An 18162-nucleotide genomic window follows, 5' to 3' on the forward strand; every position below is an offset into this window, starting at 1 on the left:
AATAAATAATAAGTAATTTAGTGATTATATTAATTAGTTTCACAAACTATGATTTGACAAAAATTTAACATAACAAAAAAAGCTCCCCAGAATATTGTTCTGGAGAGCTTTTGTGAAATTTGAAGATTTATTAAAATTAGTATAGTGGCATATAAGTGTCACGTTCCCATTGAGAAACTGTTTGACAATACTTATCCCACTCTGCATTCTTAGCAGCAAATAAACTATTTGTGAGGCCTTTACCTAATGATGATTGTACGAACTCATCTTTTCTCAAAGCCTTCAATGAATTATGTAATGTTGATGGTAATTCATGAATTCCAAGTTCCTCACGGCGTTCATCTGTCATAGCATAAATGTTTTCTTTTACTTCTGGCATCAAATCATAGTTACTTTGGAGACCATCAAGACCGGCGTCCAAAATACATGCGATTGCCAAATATGGATTTGTTGTTGGATCAACACTTCTCATTTCAATACGTTTTGACTTACCTTTAGCAGCAGGTACACGTACTAATGGTGATCTATTTTTACTTGACCAGGCGATGTATGTTGGTGCTTCATATCCTGGTACTAAACGTTTGTAAGAATTAATAGTTGGATTATTAACGGCAGTTAGTGCACGAGCATGAGTTAAGATACCACTCAAGAATTGTTTAGCTAAGTCAGACAGCATATCATTTTCGTCATCAAAGATATTATCGTCACCTTTGAACAATGACATATTGATATGCATACCTGATCCGTTTATACCTTGTAATGGTTTTGGCATGAATGTTGCATATAGACCATGTCTTCTAGCAACTGTCTTTACAACTAACTTAAATGTTTGAATACTGTCAGCTGCAGAAATTGCATCTTCATACTTGAAATCAATTTCTTGTTGACCTGGTGCTACTTCGTGGTGACTTGCTTCAACTTCAAAGCCCATCTTTTCAAGAATCAAGACAATGTCACGACGACAATTTTCACCTAAATCAACTGGTGAAAAGTCAAAGTAGCTACCATCATCATTAAGCTTCAATGTTGGTTGGCCATTTTCATCTGTGTTAAATAGGAAGAATTCAGGCTCTGGTCCAATATTGAAATCTGTATAGCCCATCGATCTCATTTTTTCAATAATACGAGCTAGGTTTGTACGAGGATCTCCAGCAAATGGCTTACCATCTGTTGTGTAAATATCACAAATCAAACGTGCAACTTTACCATGTTCTGATCCCCATGGGAATACTAACCATGTTCTTAGATCTGGGTGAAGTAGCATATCGCTTTCTTCTATTCTAGTGAAACCATCGATTGAAGATCCATCGAATGTAATCTTGTTTGCAAGCACCTTATCTATCTGTGAAACAGGCACCTCAACGTTCTTAATCATACCGTTGATGTCTGTAAACATTAAACAGATAAATTCAACATTTTCTTCACTTGCCATTTCTTTAATGTCTTCAGCAGAATACTTATGCAATTTGATCGCTCCTTTTCTTGTATATACCAATTTTGTTCTGTCACTAAAAATCGTTAATCCAATAACAAATTTTAACAATAAAACGATAATACCAATTTCAATTAATACTGTCAAATTATTCTTTGTAATATATTTAACAATTAATAACATACCATGAAAATTACTTTAAAATAGCATGATTTTAGAAAAAATTATTTAACTTTTTCGATTGACTTCTATATCGTTAACAGTTAAATTATATATGCGAACAAAATACGGAATTTATTTGAATATAGTTCGCATTTTGGAGAGTATAAAATAATGGAAGTTTTTGATTACGAAGATATTCAGTTAGTTCCGAATAAATGTATAGTAAATAGCCGTTCAGAATGTGATACTAGCATTCAATTTGGACCTAAAAAGTTCAAAATTCCCGTGGTTCCTGCAAATATGCAAACTGTTGTTGATGAAAATCTCGCAGAATATTTAGCAAAAAACGGATATTTCTATATTATGCATCGTTTTGAACCAAATAAGAGAATTGACTTCATCAAAAATATGAATGAAAAAGGACTTTATAGTTCAATTAGTTTAGGAATCAAGGATGAAGAATTTGCGTTTATCAATGAAATTGATAAACAAAATTTGAAACCTGACTACATTACTATTGATGTCGCTCATGGTCACAGTGACCGAGTTATCGAAATGATCAAATATGTTAAGAATTATCTACCAGATACTTTTCTAATAGCTGGTAACGTTGGTACACCTGAAGGCGTCCGTGAATTGGAAAATGCAGGAGCAGATGCCACAAAAGTTGGTATCGGACCTGGTCGTGCCTGCATCACAAAAATCAAAACGGGCTTCGGTACAGGTGGATGGCAATTAGCTGCTATCAGATTATGCGCTAAAGCCACAAACAAACCTATTATTGCTGATGGTGGAATTAGAAATGATGGAGATATTGCAAAATCCATCCGATTTGGAGCTAGCATGGTCATGATTGGATCACTTCTCGCCGGACATGAAGAATCTCCTGGTGAAACCGTTATGAAGGACGGGGTGAAGTATAAAGAATATTTTGGATCTGCTTCTCAATACCAAAAAGGTGTTTACAAAAATGTCGAGGGTAAAAAGATGTTGATCAAGTGTCGTGGAAATATCAAAGATACCCTTCGTGAAATGCAAGAAGATCTTCAATCTGCCATCTCATATGCGGGTGGAAACGACTTAATGTCCTTACGTCGAGTTGATTATGTGATCGTTAAAAACTCGATCTACAACGGTGATATTTAAAAAAATAGACAAACAAAAAGCTGACGACTGGGTAATCGTCAGCTTTTTTAATGAATGGGATAGTTCATTGTTCAATTTGATAAATAAGTATTTTGTTTTCTAACCGTAGCTTAGCGAACAGGATACCTCTCCTATCAAATTTAACATTACCATAACATAAGAACACAAATTTAAATAGTATATTTGCTCAAAATCTTAAATTTCTCATTCAATATTATTTGTTATTCGGTCATATCCTACCACAACCAAATCTAAATGTAGACAACAAATCTTTGATTCGGAAGAATCAAATTTCACCTCCTTAAGTGTATTTTCTTTTCTATTATATGAACTCTTGCTTGTTTATTTCGCTTAGAAACGTTCCTGTCATTCGGTAAAAATAAAATGCCAATTAAGATAAAGAAACTTAAAAGTACTAATATGGGACTCAATTATTAATTTGAAACCTGTTGTCTTGTATCAAGATGATGAATCGTTTTTGCTCTCTGGTCGAATCCAACCGTTTCACTGACCACAAATCGTGGACGATCATTAACTTGATCCAAAACCCTTCCTAGATAACTTCCAAAGATTCCCATTGACAGGAATACAAGTCCAACACTAAATAGCATTAACGTGATTCCAACAGTCGTGGCCGTAAAACCACCTGTAGCAATCAGATAGATCAGGTAGACCAATCCGCCGACTAATGGCAAAGCTGAAAAGATATTAGCCAATTGTAATGGTTTCATTGAAAAAGATGTGATTCCATCCAATGCAAGTTTGATCATTTTTGATAAGGGATATTTAGTCTCACCCGCAATACGTTCATGGCGGTGATACTCTACACTAGTTTGCTTGAATCCTATCCAAGTAACTTGACCACGAACAAAGGGATCCTGTTCATGAAGTCTTTGCATTTGTTGAACAGCCTTACGGTTCATAAGTCTAAAATCACCAGTATCAAGTGGCATATCGATAGTTGCTAGTTTTTTGAAAGTCCGATAAAACATTGCGGAAGTGAATTTTTTGAAGAATGTCTCTCCATCCCTCTGTTTTCTCTTTCCATAAACGATGTCATAGCCTTCATGCCATTTTTCGATCATTCTAGGTATAACTTCAGGTGGATCCTGCAAGTCAGCGTCCATGACCACAACAGCGTCTCCCTTGGTATATTGAAGACCTGCTGTGATTGCGAGTTGATGTCCAAAATTTCTTGAAAACTCAACTAATTTAATATTGTCATTTTTTTCGATTTCAAACTTGATGATTTTTGCTGATTCATCTTTTGAACCATCATCAACGAAAACCAATTCATAATTTTCATCTTGTTTTGAGACGTATCTTTCTAGGGTTTCGATTGTCGTTTTGATACCAGCTTCTTCATTGAAAACTGGTAAAACAATTGAGATTGTATCTGCCATAATTAGACTTCCTTTCTATAGTTATCATCTTAATTGGTAAACCTTTAACTAAACATAAAATTAATCATAGATCGATGAAAGATCGTAAAGTGTTCCAGAATTATTTCCTCCTGGTCCACCCATGCCACCTGCTCCAGGTTGTCCACCTTTTGAATTAGATGGTTTGGTTGAACTTGGTGCTTTTGTGCCTGAAGGTTTCCCAGTTGGCTTCGTACCATTTGGAGGTGTACCACCTTGTCCTGGTCTGCCTTGACCACCTGGTTGACCACCAGTCGGCATCCCATTCTCATTAGAACCAGTTTTTCCAGCTAAAGATGTGGTTGAAAGACCTTTAATTGATACCTTCTTGGCATTTTTCTTGATCCAGTTCACGATCTTATTGTTAGCACTTCCGGTTTTTCCGCCTGAGTAATAGTACTTGACCTCACCAGACTTAACCATTTTCTTGAATTGAGCCAAGGTAATTGCCTGATCAGTACCATTGAATCCACCCATAGCCATAACTGCCTTACCTGTTTTAATAATGTATGGCGCAGCAGTACTTGAATCATCTGTGGCAAATAGGTATTTAGAACTTCCTTGATGTTTCTCAAGATAACTTAATAGTTTACTATTTACAGATCCCGAACCAATACCTCCACCTGAGGATCCAGGGTTAGATAATAGATCTGGTCCTGCTGTTGGCATACCTGAGCTTTCACCAGAAATAGTTGGTGTTAGTGACCACCAAGCAGGTGCAAGCATAATTAAAATTGAACCGGCAATTGGTAAGGTCAACTTGTTCTCTAATTTCTTACCGACCCAAGGTAATGCATATAGGAGTATCGAAATCAATGAACCTACTCCCACGAGAATCCAAGATAAGACTGGATAATATTGATACATATACCAAGCTTGCAATAAACTTGTGGAAAGTATGGTGGTTGGTAACATTAATGACCAACCCGACTTAGCACGCCATTGTTTGAACATTGTGTATAGACCGACACCACCCAATGTAGCAATTGCTGGTGCCAACATGATCGTGTAGTAAGGATGGAAGAATCCAGCTACTGAGAAGAAACCGAAAACTGGTACCATCCAACCTGCCCACAACCATAATTCTTTTCGTTGTGGATTTAATCCATACCAACGTTTCATTTTGGATCCTCTATAATAGAAGAAACTAGAGAAGAATCCTAAAATTGCCACGATCAATAACCAACTTATTTGTGGACCTAATGCTTGTCCAAACAGACGGAATGGACCTTTATTACCAGTGTTGAATCCACCGCCGGCCATTCCTCCTCCACCATTTTTCTTACTGCTTCCTCCTGGACCACCAGGTGCTCCACCTTCAGATCCATTTGGCATAGCTGGTGGAGTATTTCCAGTTGAACTGCTCTTCTTAGAAGATGAAGAACCACTTGGTTGTGTCATCCCTTTAGAAGAAGAACTCTTCTTACTACTATTTCCCATTCCTGGGAAAGCACCACCTGTACCAGTGGTTTGTCCCAGTAGTCTTTGAGTACCGTTATATCCAAAAGCTAATTCCAAAGCTGAATTATGTTCGGAACCACCTTCATATGGACGATTGCTTGGATTAGTTAAGTCTACTGATAGTGGCCAAATTAACGTGAAGACTAGTAAGAATACTGAAGCAATTCCTAAATGTGCAATTTTTTTCTTCCAACTGATTTTAGTTGCGATCCAGTAATAGAAATATAATGCAGGTAAAATCATAAATGCCTGTAACATTTTGACATTAAAGGCAATTCCCATTAATGAAAAGCCAATCCAAAGATATCTTTGTTGACCTTTAAACACGGCCTTTTGAACAAACCATACTGAAAGTAACAAGAAGAAGATCAATGTTGCATCCATATTATTTGTTCTTGAGTCAGCGACCGCAATAGGCGTAATTGTCATGATCAATGCGGCAATTCTTGCTGGAACTCTACCGAATCTGTTTTTGATCAATGCATAAATCAGATAGACGGATCCTATTGCAAAAAGTATTGATGGAAGTACAACACTCCATCCGTGAACTCCAAAAATTTTGGCACTGATTGCCATAAACCATAAGGCAACTGGCGGCTTATCAACTGTTATATATCCTGCAGGATCAAAACTTGCATACCAGAAATTTTTAAAGTTTTCGGTCATACTGACGATTGCTGCAGTGTAAAAGTTATTGGCTTCTGTCGATTCCCAAATATTCCAAGCATATAGGAATGTGGCTAAAACTAAAATTGCAATTAACCAATAATCCCATTTAACACTTTTTAATTTGGCAAAGAATCCTGTCTGCCGTTGTGTGTTGCGAGGTTCCTTAGATTCCATTATTTATTATTCTCCAATCTTTAAAGGGCAATATTTATTAAGAAACAAATGGCGGTATAAATAATTACCGAGAAAAAAATTGGTATCGTATTTCGAATTTTCTTTTTCATTTGTCTCAACTCCCTTGCTTGACGATGAATACAGAATAATTGAGTCAACTTAAATTAAGCTTAAATCAGAATTATTGTTGAAAATATCTATAAAACCATGAAAAAAATAAAAAAGGTTTACTTTTGGGATTAATATAAATACAATCTATTCAGCTAACTTTGGAGGAAATTATAACTATATGGATAATAATATTAAGATTTTGATAGTCGAGGATGATGAAAATTTAGCCAATAATATTGAATCATTTTTGAACGATTTTGCTTCTGTCGACATAGAAAATGACGGCTTATCAGGTAAATTCGCCGCCATTGAAGATGTCTATGATTTGATCATTCTTGACTTAATGCTTCCAGGAATGAGTGGTTATGATATTTTAAAAAATATTCGACAAGATAAAGTTACGACCCCAGTTTTGATATTGACCGCTAAATCTGAAATTGACGATAAAATTCACGGTTTTGATCTGGGTGCGGATGATTATTTGACTAAACCTTTCCATCGTGAAGAACTTCAGGCACGTGTCAAAGCACTCTTAAAACGAAGCGGCGCTTTGGCTGATGATTCAATTTTGAAAATCAATGACATTGAAATCAACTTAAATAATCACGAAGTATTAATTGAAAATAATCCAATCGAATTAAATGGAAAAGAATATGATCTACTGGTCTATTTAATGCAGAATAAAAATACAATTTTAACCAAAGATCAGATTTTTGAACGTATTTGGGGATTCGATTCAGATACGTCCATCACTGTTGTCGAAGTATACATGAGTAATTTACGAAAGAAATTAAGACCTTCAGAAAACGATTATTTGATCAAAACAATCAGAAATGTTGGGTATATTTTCCAAAATGAAAAGAAAAACTAGATTAAACAAAATCACTCGTCGACAGTCAGCCAGACAATTCATTCTGGTAATGATGACCTTTGCCATTTTATTCATATCATTAGGCATGATTGTCTACAATTCATTCAGTACATCTACTTATTCCAGTATTGATCGTGACATCAAAGCACAAGTAAATATGATTCGTCATTCTCCAAACATGCATCCTGATAATGAACCGCACGGCCCCGAGCAAGCCAAAAGAAACCACCCTATTCCTCAACCGAATGCACCTTTTCAGACCTCAATCTTGATTTATAACAATTCGGGCAAGTTATTAAATAAAGCCAGTTTAGGTAATAGATATACTGTTCTAAAAAACCTTCCTTTACGTAAAAATGATCTTAATGTTAAGAAAAATATTGTTATCAGTAATATGAATTTCCGGATTAAATTAATTCATGCTTCTAAGAATAATAAGAACCCAGTATATGCTGGAAACTATATTATGGTTGTCCAAAATATCGATAATCAAATGCAAGCTTTGGAAAATTTTGAGCGTATTCTAATAATCTCATTTGCACTATTTTGGTTAATTTCATTGATTCTGTCATATCTTTTAACAAGATTTACAATGAGACCAATTATAAAATCTTGGAAACAACAGAGTGAATTTGTTAATGATGCAGCACACGAATTAAGAACTCCCCTGGCAATCATTCAAGGAAAACTTGAATATATGCTAACAAAACCAAATGATACGATTATTGATGAGGCTGAACAAATTTCTGTTTCATTGGACGAAGTTAATAGATTGAATTCGTTAACCAACAGCCTGTTGGACTTAGCTCGGGCTGACCAATCTTCAACTAAATTGGATTTTAAAGAAACCAACCCAGAGTTCTTTTTAACCGATCCAATCAAACCATTCACGGACATAATCAATTCACAGGAAAAAGTTTTCCAAATTGATATTAAACAGAATGTAGTTTTAAATGTTGATCGAGATAAAATCAAACAACTACTTATAATACTTTTAGATAACGCAACTAAGTACACACCAAAACACGGTACGATTGGTGTTTCTGATAATATCGAAGGAAATAAGTATCAAATTATGGTTTCTGACACTGGTGTTGGAATTAGCGATGACGATAAAAAGAAGATATTCGGTAGATTCTATCGAGTCGACAAATCAAGAAACAAAAATAGTGGCGGACATGGTCTCGGACTATCAATTGCTGAGCAAATCGTCCATGCACATCACGGTAAGATATTTGTACGTGATAATGTACCAGTTGGAACTATCTTTATCGTTGAATTACCTATTAAACATAAAAAATAAAAAGTCGCCGACGGCGACTTTTTTCTTGCTCAAAAATTTGAATAATCCAAAATGATTTATACAAAAACAACTTTTCCTGAACCGCCTTTTTAAAATTGTTACAGCATTAACAAAAAATTTCAATTGTGAATACAATCTTTCAAAAATATGCTGATACAACAGATAATATTGTGAAAATACCGAAATAAAGGCATTTTGATAGTAAAAATATACCTTTTAAGACAAATTTCGATAAAATATTCTCTATTTTCCGGTTCATTCTACATAATAATTTCTTATGCTTTTTAAAATTTAACTCTTATACCAAGATGATAAGATTTTTGTTTGTGAAAGAGAACGTAATTTTGGGAGTAAATTATGAAATTTAAAAATGTGGCAGTAATAAGTTTGGCTATAATGCTATTCGGAATTTTTGGGATAACTTTTGGATCGACAGTACATGCATCTCATGATGCCGAAGAAAAATCAGATTTGCGAATCTCGGACTCAGCAAAATTATCACTGGTCGATCAAGATGAGAAGTTTTTCAAAATTAAAATCAACTATCAATTAAATAAGAAAAGCCCCGTCATGATTATCAAGACACCAAATATTGAGAACATCGATTTCGAAGATTTAAATACAAAATTTGGTGGAAATAATGTTAAATTAAATAAAGATAAAGGTATGATCACACTTAATTTAAAATATTTCACTGACGTTGATGGTACTGGTGAACTCAATCTTAGAACTTTGAATTTTAATGATACAACTATTATGGTGATGAACGCCTCACAAGTTACTTTGGCTCAGGAAACTTTCCACAAAGAGGTGGAACCTGGCGAAAATATAGATACCGATGACGAAGACGAATCAGAAAATGCAACCGAGTATGATCCTGATGACGAACGAAACCCAGATTCTGGATGGAAAAATGACTCAAAGAATGAACTTATGGTAACAGCTGGAAAACAATCCGTTGATAATAATGGAAACAAAATAACACCTGTTATTTATTTTGGTGATTTTAAATATGCAAAAAAAGGAATTTCTATTCATGAATCCGTTGGTTCGTTTCTAATAGAAGGACGAAAAAATAATATAACCGCTGCCAATTATGCAGTAATTAAGTCTCCACGAGGAACCGATTGGTGGAAATCAAGTCACAATACTATTTGGACAACATCTTATGGTGATGGAGACACATCAAGTGCACTAAACCCTGAGAGAGGTTCGCAAAGAACCTTCGTAACTACTGACCTTTATAACGAAATGTCTCCTTCTGATGATCCACTTAGGCCTAAGTTAGTTGGTCCAGATTATGAAAAAAATCACGACTTCCCTAATCTTGGAATGAATGAAAAAACAGCTCGAATCTATACGAGGGATAATCCTAAAACCGGTTTAAAGGACCAACGCATAGCTTTTCAACAGGAATTTGGACAATATAAAATTCGTATTTCCATAACACAATCTTTTGATGAAAATAATATGGTCATCACGAAAATTAAATATCGAAATGTTGGTAAGCTTGACGTATCAAGATTTACTGGATTCTCATTCAAATCTTTACACTTAATGAGAAACTTTCAAATGGTTGATAAGGGAGATGTATTTAAACTACGTTCTTTAGGAAATAATCAGGGAGCATACGCTACCAGCGAAGATTTTGAAGGAAGATATGAGATGTATCTAAATAAGGGCAAAGATGCTCCTTTTGCATGGGGTGGCGGCTCACAAAGAATGGCTGTATCTTCTACAGATTCAGAGAAAGAGTTTCCATGGGCTCGACCTTCACAAGCAGTAGCTGAAGATAATTCTAGAAAGTACGAGGTTTTTCCTCTACTCCATAATTATAATGTCTTCAAAGATTTGAATGATCTCGGATACAAAACAAGGAATCCAAATGCCGGAGTCGAATTTACTAAAGAAGAAATGAAACATCATGGTGTTGCCATGCATACTAAGAATAGATTATTAAAAGTTGGCCAGTCTGTGAATATGAGTTATACAACCAACTTCTTCTTAGCAGATAAAGAGGATCCAACAGTTCATCTATACGAAAGAGGTACACAAACCAATCCGCAGGTCGTTCAAACAAATGCAAATACATACAAATTGACAGGAAAATGGTATGACTACAATGATCGAATTATAAAACTTTATTATTCGATAGATTCAGAAGATAAGAAAAATCCAAAATTCATTCAAGAATATCAGCAAACCAATGACGAAATGAAACGTGGTACATCACATAGATGGGGACATCAAGTTCCGGTAAAATCACTAAGTCCCGGTCAGCACGTTATCAGAGTTTGGGGAATTAACCGAAATGATCGTGTATCAGAAGTCGAATCAACTGTAATTCAAATTTCTGAAAAATCTACTTCTAAACCTCAAATTACACTTACCTCCCCAAATTCAAATACTTCAGAAGATAAACCAATGAATCCTATCGTCGGTGCATTTGACTTCAAAGATACCTGGTCTGATGCTGATAGTAAGTCAGTCGGTATCAAATATAAGATTGATGACGAAGAAACAAAAGTACTATTCTCAAAACTTAAGAATGATCCAGAAACCGATAAAGTTCATCAATGGGAAATGGATGATTTCGATTTAAGAAAATTCAATGATACAAATCCACATAAAATCAGCTTCATCATTACTGATGATACTGATCAATCTTCAGAAACTACCTTTTATTTCAAACGCGAAAAAGGAGCATTTCAACTTATTCATCCTGAAAAAATTGATTTCGGGTTAAATAAACTTTCACCTCATAAGGACAAGACTACACAACCTTCCTTAAGAGGTGATCTCAAGATTCACGATTATCGCGGAGAATCAAAAATTCCGTTAAAGATAGTTGTAACGGTTAATGATTTTATTAAATCTGGAAAAAATCAGTCTCCAACGAAACTAAAGGCTTGTTACTACTGGGACAACACATTGATGACCAGTGGAAAGAGTTTCCAAATTGGTGATGGAATTCATGGAGATTCCGATGTCTGGTTAAAAACTACCGATCTTTCGGAAGAATTCGAAAAGAAATTTGCTATGAAAGTGCACCACAAAGATAATTCCGACGGTAAATATAAGAGTTTGTGGACTTGGTCTGCAACCGATTCAATATAAAAATTAAGGGGACTCATCAAATGATGATGCCCCCTTTTTAATACATGTATATTAAATACTGCATAAAATTTATAAAATCATAAGTAAGAAACCGTTCAAATATGACCAGATTTTGGACAAGCAAATGAATGGCGTCGTCTTCTTAATCATGATATGATTTTGCGATGTCATTTAGTGAATAAAAATACAAAGGAGTGTTTAAGTGAAGTTAAATAATATTTTTGTCGGGTTCCTATCCTTCTTAATAATTGGGACACTAGGAGTGTGCATAGCACATGCTATCAGTTCATCAAGAATTGTATCGATTGCAGACGACACCCCTGCTTACGAAAAAGCTGATTTTAGTGAAATTAGTAATGATGAGAATATTTTAAAAATCAAGGTTAAATATCTAGTTTCAACTGATAAACCTACTTTGATCATCAGTTCACCGCAAATCCAAAATATTGATCTTGCAAAATTAGAAACTGAAATTGGAAAAGATAAAGTAGACTTTGATGATAAAAATAAAAAGATAAAATTGAGTTTAGAGGACCACATGGAAACTACTGGTGAAGGTAGTTTTACCATTCAAACAAAAAATCAGAATGAGCTGGATCTTTCTATAGAAAATATTAACAACGATATTTTAACAACTCAAAAATTCAATAAAATTGAAGAACCAAATCCGGATAATAGTAATGAAGATATCCAAAATGAAATTACCGAAGAAAAACCTACAGATGTCGAAAGTAATAATGAAACCAGAATTTCTGACGAGGAAAATGATCCCAATTCCGGTTGGAATCGTAGTAATAACATGATGTTGAGCCCCGGAAAAACAGTAACTTTAGACGATGGGTCTAAAGCGACTCCATTTTTATATTTTGGAGATTTCCATTATGCCTACAAGCATAGAAAGGTTAGGGATTCGGTCGGTGGACGACCTTGGTTCCCAGGTCTCCTTGGTATAGGAGCATATCCAATTGGTCAGGGTCATAAGAATAACGTTACTGCACCAAACAGTGCCCTTAGCGTTGTACCCTCGAAAGGATCAAACACTAGCGATTTGGAAAGTTCTAAAAATCAGTTATACACCACCTCACATGGGGATGGCCAAACAAAAGGTAAAGCTAGAGGATCTCAAGGTACCTTTGTTACAACGGACTTGCTTAACCAAAAGCTACCATCCGCAGATCCATTAAAGCCTCATATAGCTGGCCCTGATGTAGACTCAATTTCCAACCAAGGTGGACTTCAGAATATTGGGATGGATAAAAGTAGTGTAAAACTGTATTTTCGTATCGACCCAAGAACTAACTTACAAGAGCAACGATTGGTTTTCGACCAAGCTTATGATGACAAACGTGTAAGAATAAGAATCACTCAATCGTTCCAATCTGATAACACCGTTAATACAAATATCGAATACAAAAACGTTGGAAATGATGAATTAGATTCATTTACTGGCTTTGCATTCAAGGACATTCAATTGTATAAAAATATGAAAGTAACCAGTGCTAAGGGTAATGCAAAAATTCGTTCATTAGGAAATAAAGAAGGAATTTACCTAGCAAATAAATCGTTCAGTGCAAGGTTTGAAATGTTTTTAAACGAGGGTGAAAACGAGCCCTACGCTTGGGCTGGAAGAACCACTTGGAAAACATATAAAAATAACTTCATCAATTTAAATACCCCGCCTACTGGATTTCCCTGGTCAAAAGGTACTGATGCACTTAAAGGTTATTATCAAAGTTTTAGTGATCTGGAAGATACCGGGGATAAAGGCATCGAACCTGGAGCCGGAAAACAATGGGTCAATGGTAGATGGGACGCTGGACTTGCAATGCATACCAAGAATCAAAAACTCAAGAGAAACCAAAGTGTCTACATGAATTACCGTACACTATTGGAAATGCCCCCACATGTAATTCCTGGGATAGAACTCCATCAAGTAGGCTCAGAAGAGAATCCAGATGTTATCCAACCAGATGACAAATCTTACATGTTAAGTGGCTCCTGGTACGATTATACGAAAACCAAGGTGGAAATCTTGGGTACATTAGATGATGCAAATACAAAAGAAGCTACCAGACTTCTTTCTGGCACACAAACAGAAGAAGAAAAAACAGATGGAGTTTCTCACGGATGGGAATACGATATGCCACTCGATGGGGTTTCTCCAGGTAAACATACAATCAGAGTGTGGGCACGAAATGTTGATGGAAAAATTTCTGAAGTGAAAAAAGTAGTTATTTTAGTTCCAAAAAGTGCTTCAGATATTCCACAGATTCAAATAGCATCCCCTGCCGCAAACACAAGCGAGGATGACCCCTATAATCCTATCCATCAAGAATTTGATTTAAAAGGTGGATGGTCGGACAGTCATTGTGATTTTGTAAATATAACTTACAGAATTGGTGATGGTGAAGAAAAAGTACTATATGAGAAATATAAGAATCCTACACCAGGTCGAATCATGCCTTGGTACTTGAAAAACTTCCAGATCGATGAATTTAACGATCTTGATATGCACGAATTAACGTTCACAATTACCTGTGAAAGTGGAAAATCAAACAGTGACACACTGTATTTCCAACATCAAGAAGGATCATATCAATTTATAACTCCAAACACGATTGACTTTGGGCTTCACAACTTAGCACCAACAAAATCGATTCGTTCTCAACCACAGTTGGCTGGAAAATTAAAAGTTCTTGATTACCGTTCTCAAGAATCTTCCCCATTGAAAGTATTCTTGAACGTTAACAAGTTCTTAAAAGAAGAACCGGATACTGACGATGATGAAAAAGCTGTTACCCAACCTGAAAGTTTAGAAAGTTCATTTTATTGGCACGATACCTATCTCCAAATTAATAAAGAAACTCAAATCAGTGGAGAAATTCTTCCTGATGAAAGTGTCTGGTTAAAAACCACCGATTTAACTCGTGAGTTTGAAAAAAGTTTTGCGTTATTTCTTAAAGCAAATAAAAATCAAGGAAATGGTAATTACGTCAGCACGTGGACTTGGACTGCTACCGATTCACTTTAAATTAAATAAAGGATTGCATGCCCACAATGCAATCCTTTTTATATTGACCAACTAAATTTAGGTAAAAACGTTTTCTGTTATGATTATGATTACCAATACCTTATGATTACTATATTAACTTTCTTTCCTTGGGGGATATTGATGAGACTTGAAGGTTCACTTTTTAAGCTGGTAGTGACATTCTTACTTAGTTTGTTTACGTTACTTTGTTTTAACACCGAAACCGTACTCGCTGATGACAACAATGACTGGATAGAAACCAAAAATATGATAGTCAGTGAAGGTCGAAAGATTGAAGTTAGTAATGGAGAATCATATGTTCCATTGATGTATTTTGGTGATTTAAAATATGCATCAACCGTTACTCCAACATCAATTGAGTCATACTTAAAAAATGGATTTAATATTTTTACACCTAACTCCGCACTTTTATCTATTGGAGTTGGAAATAAAATTACTGATGGCTATTTTGCTACTGGTAATCATGTATACACATATGCAAACGGTGATTACCAATGTAAAACCAATCAAAATCAGGGTTCACATAGATCATTTGTTACATCAAACATGCGTGATTTTGATATGCGATATAGAAATAAAGACCGCCCTGCAATTTCCGGACCACTAAGTCAAGAAGAGTCCGGATATAAACTCAAAAGCATTAAATTAGAATATCGTAGAAATTCTGATACTGGCTTGCAAGATCAAAAATTAACCTTCAGACAAAAAACAAAAACAAATGACGAAATTGAGATTTCAATTTTACTACAGTTCAATAATTCAAATAATGTGGTAACAACTATAAGTTTTAAAAATGTTGGTAATAAAACGTTAGAAAATTTTGATGGATTATTTTTCAAAAGTATAAAATTAAACAAAGATAACGAAATTCTTACATCAAATCACTCAAACAGTGCACCAGTAATAACAGGTAATTACCTTCGTCCTAGATTCGAAGGAAAACGTATATATTTTAAAGACAGATATACTTCAAATCAAAAATTAGTTCATCGTGGCGGTTATATTACTGATCCAAATAATACTCAACGCCTCTCCTACTTCTTCAACAAATACATTGACTCACCAAAGAGATAGTCATTCCACTCAACTATCAGTGATTCTTTAACATATAGAGGTGGGCAAGATTATCCTTGGTTACCTCCAACTGAAATGGGTTATCCAGTTGAATTTTACAATATGTTTAAAAATTCAAGTGAATATGGCGATGCCAAAAACCTTGGGGGAGACGTTCCAAAAGAAGGTATGTTAATTGTGGGTAGTTCCTATACTCCAACCTTTGATAACGGAATGTCGATACAGACAGGACTGGTAAATTTGGAAAAGGGACAGAATACTAGTTTTTCATTTTTAACTTACATGGAAAATCCAACATCATCACATTCGCCATTTTTGTATCTTGATCAACATGGAACAAAGGGTAGACCTACGGAAATTGGAAAAAATGACGAATATTATCAAACATCTGGTAATTGGCATTATAAACATGGCAACAATATACTCATTTATTACTCTCTCGATAATGAAAACTTCGACGAAGCAATTCCATTCAGAACTAATTCATCTCAAGACAAAAATGATATGAAATCCTCGAAACCACATCCATGGGAAAAAATTATTAACCTTCAACGACTCTCTCCTGGACTGCATACAATCAGATTTTGGGCCAAGGATACCCAAGATAGAACTGGAAAGGCAGTGTCACAACCAGTAGAGGATATTGTTGACGTTAAGGAACGCTTTGATGGTCCTCCATTAATTTTTATAACGTCTCCACTTTTTGATAGTGACCTCTATAACCCTTTTGAATCAAAAAAATCTTTCATAAATCTAAAAGGCACATGGTTTGCGGATCCAGATGCGAAAGTAAAAATTTCCTACTCATTTAAAGGTGATAAAAAAAACCAGTTATATTATTTAGATGATAGTCTGATCAATAAAAACACTTGGCATATTGATAATCTAAATATTTTTAAATTCAGTGATGGCCTACCTCATGAAATTGATTTCGAGATACATGATAATAAAAATCATTTACCGGGTAAAACCTCATTTACGTTTATTTTTTCTGGAACCAATTTAAGCTTAGAAATTCCAGAAAAATTTAATTTTGGAAAAATAAATGTAATGCCTCACATTAACTTGAATATCAAACCAGACATTATTGGAAACCTTATAATCAACGATCGGCGATTACCAAATTCAAAACATGTATATCTCAAATTGGATCGAGAAGATTTTATTGCCGGTGATAAAAAACTCAACAGTAAATTAGTATGGAAAGATAAAATTATTCCAACTAGTTCTCAATTTGTATTAGACACCTTTTCACCGCCAACAAATGTTGAACATTTTAAGGAAACGGATTACACCGAAGAACTCAAAAAATATTTGTCGTTGCAAATAGATAATTTTAATCCATCAGAATCTGGACACTATACAAGTAAGTTTTCGTGGTCATTAGAAGACACAATATAAAAAAACGGTATTTCTCAAATCGAGAAGTACCGTTTTCTTTATTCTGTAACTACTTTTTCTTTACGTTCAGCACGTGTCCATGTTACCCAACCTACTAAATCATTCAACATGTAGATTACATACATGAATCCTAGTGGGCTCAACAAACCGTTTCCGGCAATCATTGATGCACGGATCCAAAGAACCATTGATACGATTCCTTGAACAAACCAGAAAATAAATTGTGTTTTGATTCTTCTAACACAAAGAATTGAAGCTATCATTCCGATTGAAAATCCTAATGCATCAACAACTGGTTGTGTATCTCCAAATTGCTTTAAAATTAAGTATGATACTGCCCAAATTACTAACATTCCGATAATTGCATATGCCCATTGCTTGAAACCTTCCAATGGTTTGGATACTTCAGCACTACCTGTGTCATCTTCATGTTTTGTCCATGCTACTAAAACAGGAATATCCAATACAAAAATATAAGCAAATTGTAATAATGCATCTGCGTAAACTTTGTTAACAAACGCATTATAAATAATAATTACTGCTGAAATAATTCCAAAAATTCCGTTACTTGCCTTACGATTACTGATCATCAAGACACATGTAACTCCTAAAACTGCTCCAAGAGTTGTCAATAACGTCATTGGAGAATAATCACCTGCACTAAACAAAATGATTGCTTGCATCAAAATTCCGATTGCAAGTAGCCAATAACTGGATTTACTCCAACCCTTAAAGTCGTTGATTACCATCATAAAAAATACACCCTCT

At 34.9% G+C, this 18162-nt stretch carries 11 protein-coding genes; 7 read left to right on the forward strand and 4 right to left on the reverse strand.

Features of this window, described 5'->3' with window-relative positions:
- Positions 1-136: 136 nt before the first annotated feature.
- Positions 137-1465, reverse strand: coding sequence for a type I glutamate--ammonia ligase (gene glnA, locus EKM63_RS02400; RefSeq protein ID WP_125703347.1), 1329 nt, complete (start codon positions 1463-1465; stop codon positions 137-139).
- A gap of 300 nt (positions 1466-1765) precedes the next feature.
- On the opposite strand from glnA, the gene EKM63_RS02405 reads away from it, so the two are divergent.
- Positions 1766-2740, forward strand: a complete 975-nt coding sequence (locus tag EKM63_RS02405; RefSeq protein ID WP_125703349.1) for a GMP reductase — start codon at positions 1766-1768, stop codon at positions 2738-2740.
- Between the two features lie 434 nt (positions 2741-3174).
- Here the strand turns inward: EKM63_RS02405 and EKM63_RS02410 are convergent, their stop codons facing one another.
- Positions 3175-4143: a glycosyltransferase family 2 protein gene (locus tag EKM63_RS02410; protein WP_125703351.1), complete on the reverse strand. Its 969-nt coding sequence runs from the start codon at positions 4141-4143 to the stop codon at positions 3175-3177.
- A 60-nt stretch (positions 4144-4203) separates the two neighbouring features.
- Complete coding sequence (locus tag EKM63_RS02415) at positions 4204-6465, reverse strand: glycosyltransferase family 39 protein (RefSeq protein WP_125703353.1); 2262 nt, start codon at positions 6463-6465, stop codon at positions 4204-4206.
- 289 nt (positions 6466-6754) lie between these two features.
- On the opposite strand from EKM63_RS02415, the gene EKM63_RS02420 reads away from it, so the two are divergent.
- From EKM63_RS02420 to EKM63_RS02445, 6 genes are all read left to right on the forward strand, one after another.
- Complete coding sequence (locus tag EKM63_RS02420; RefSeq protein WP_125703355.1) at positions 6755-7447, forward strand: response regulator transcription factor; 693 nt, start codon at positions 6755-6757, stop codon at positions 7445-7447.
- Complete coding sequence (locus tag EKM63_RS02425) at positions 7431-8750, forward strand: sensor histidine kinase (protein ID WP_164504883.1); 1320 nt, start codon at positions 7431-7433, stop codon at positions 8748-8750. Before EKM63_RS02420 ends, EKM63_RS02425 begins: the two co-directional genes overlap by 17 nt.
- Positions 8751-9107: 357 nt before the next feature.
- Positions 9108-11867 carry a hypothetical protein gene (locus EKM63_RS02430; RefSeq protein ID WP_125703359.1) on the forward strand — a complete coding sequence of 920 codons (2760 nt, stop codon included), beginning with the start codon at positions 9108-9110 and terminating at the stop codon, positions 11865-11867.
- A gap of 202 nt (positions 11868-12069) precedes the next feature.
- Positions 12070-14898 carry a hypothetical protein gene (locus EKM63_RS02435; protein WP_125703361.1) on the forward strand — a complete coding sequence of 943 codons (2829 nt, stop codon included), beginning with the start codon at positions 12070-12072 and terminating at the stop codon, positions 14896-14898.
- A 141-nt stretch (positions 14899-15039) separates the two neighbouring features.
- Positions 15040-15993, forward strand: a complete 954-nt coding sequence (locus EKM63_RS02440; RefSeq protein ID WP_125703362.1) for a hypothetical protein — start codon at positions 15040-15042, stop codon at positions 15991-15993.
- Between the two features lie 102 nt (positions 15994-16095).
- Positions 16096-17394 carry a hypothetical protein gene (locus EKM63_RS02445; RefSeq protein WP_164504884.1) on the forward strand — a complete coding sequence of 433 codons (1299 nt, stop codon included), beginning with the start codon at positions 16096-16098 and terminating at the stop codon, positions 17392-17394.
- Between the two features lie 38 nt (positions 17395-17432).
- Here EKM63_RS02445 and pnuC read toward each other — a convergent pair whose 3' ends face one another.
- On the reverse strand, positions 17433-18146 hold the full coding sequence (pnuC, locus tag EKM63_RS02450) for a nicotinamide riboside transporter PnuC (protein WP_125703366.1): 714 nt from the start codon (positions 18144-18146) through the stop codon (positions 17433-17435).
- Positions 18147-18162: the final 16 nt, after the last annotated feature.

The organism is Companilactobacillus mishanensis, from assembly GCF_003946505.1.
In the GTDB taxonomy this organism is placed as follows: domain Bacteria; phylum Bacillota; class Bacilli; order Lactobacillales; family Lactobacillaceae; genus Companilactobacillus; species Companilactobacillus mishanensis.

Excerpts from the sequence above, each read along its gene's own strand:
- EKM63_RS02405 (WP_125703349.1), top strand. The coding sequence starts at position 1,766 with ATGGAAGTTTTTGATTACGAAGATATTCAGTTAGTTCCGAATAAATGT.
- EKM63_RS02410 (WP_125703351.1), bottom strand. The coding sequence starts at position 4,143 with ATGGCAGATACAATCTCAATTGTTTTACCAGTTTTCAATGAAGAAGCT.
- EKM63_RS02415 (WP_125703353.1), bottom strand. The coding sequence starts at position 6,465 with ATGGAATCTAAGGAACCTCGCAACACACAACGGCAGACAGGATTCTTT.
- EKM63_RS02420 (WP_125703355.1), top strand. The coding sequence starts at position 6,755 with ATGGATAATAATATTAAGATTTTGATAGTCGAGGATGATGAAAATTTA.
- EKM63_RS02425 (WP_164504883.1), top strand. The coding sequence starts at position 7,431 with ATGAAAAGAAAAACTAGATTAAACAAAATCACTCGTCGACAGTCAGCC.
- EKM63_RS02430 (WP_125703359.1), top strand. The coding sequence starts at position 9,108 with ATGAAATTTAAAAATGTGGCAGTAATAAGTTTGGCTATAATGCTATTC.
- EKM63_RS02440 (WP_125703362.1), top strand. The coding sequence starts at position 15,040 with ATGAGACTTGAAGGTTCACTTTTTAAGCTGGTAGTGACATTCTTACTT.
- EKM63_RS02445 (WP_164504884.1), top strand. The coding sequence starts at position 16,096 with ATGTTTAAAAATTCAAGTGAATATGGCGATGCCAAAAACCTTGGGGGA.
- pnuC (WP_125703366.1), bottom strand. The coding sequence starts at position 18,146 with ATGATGGTAATCAACGACTTTAAGGGTTGGAGTAAATCCAGTTATTGG.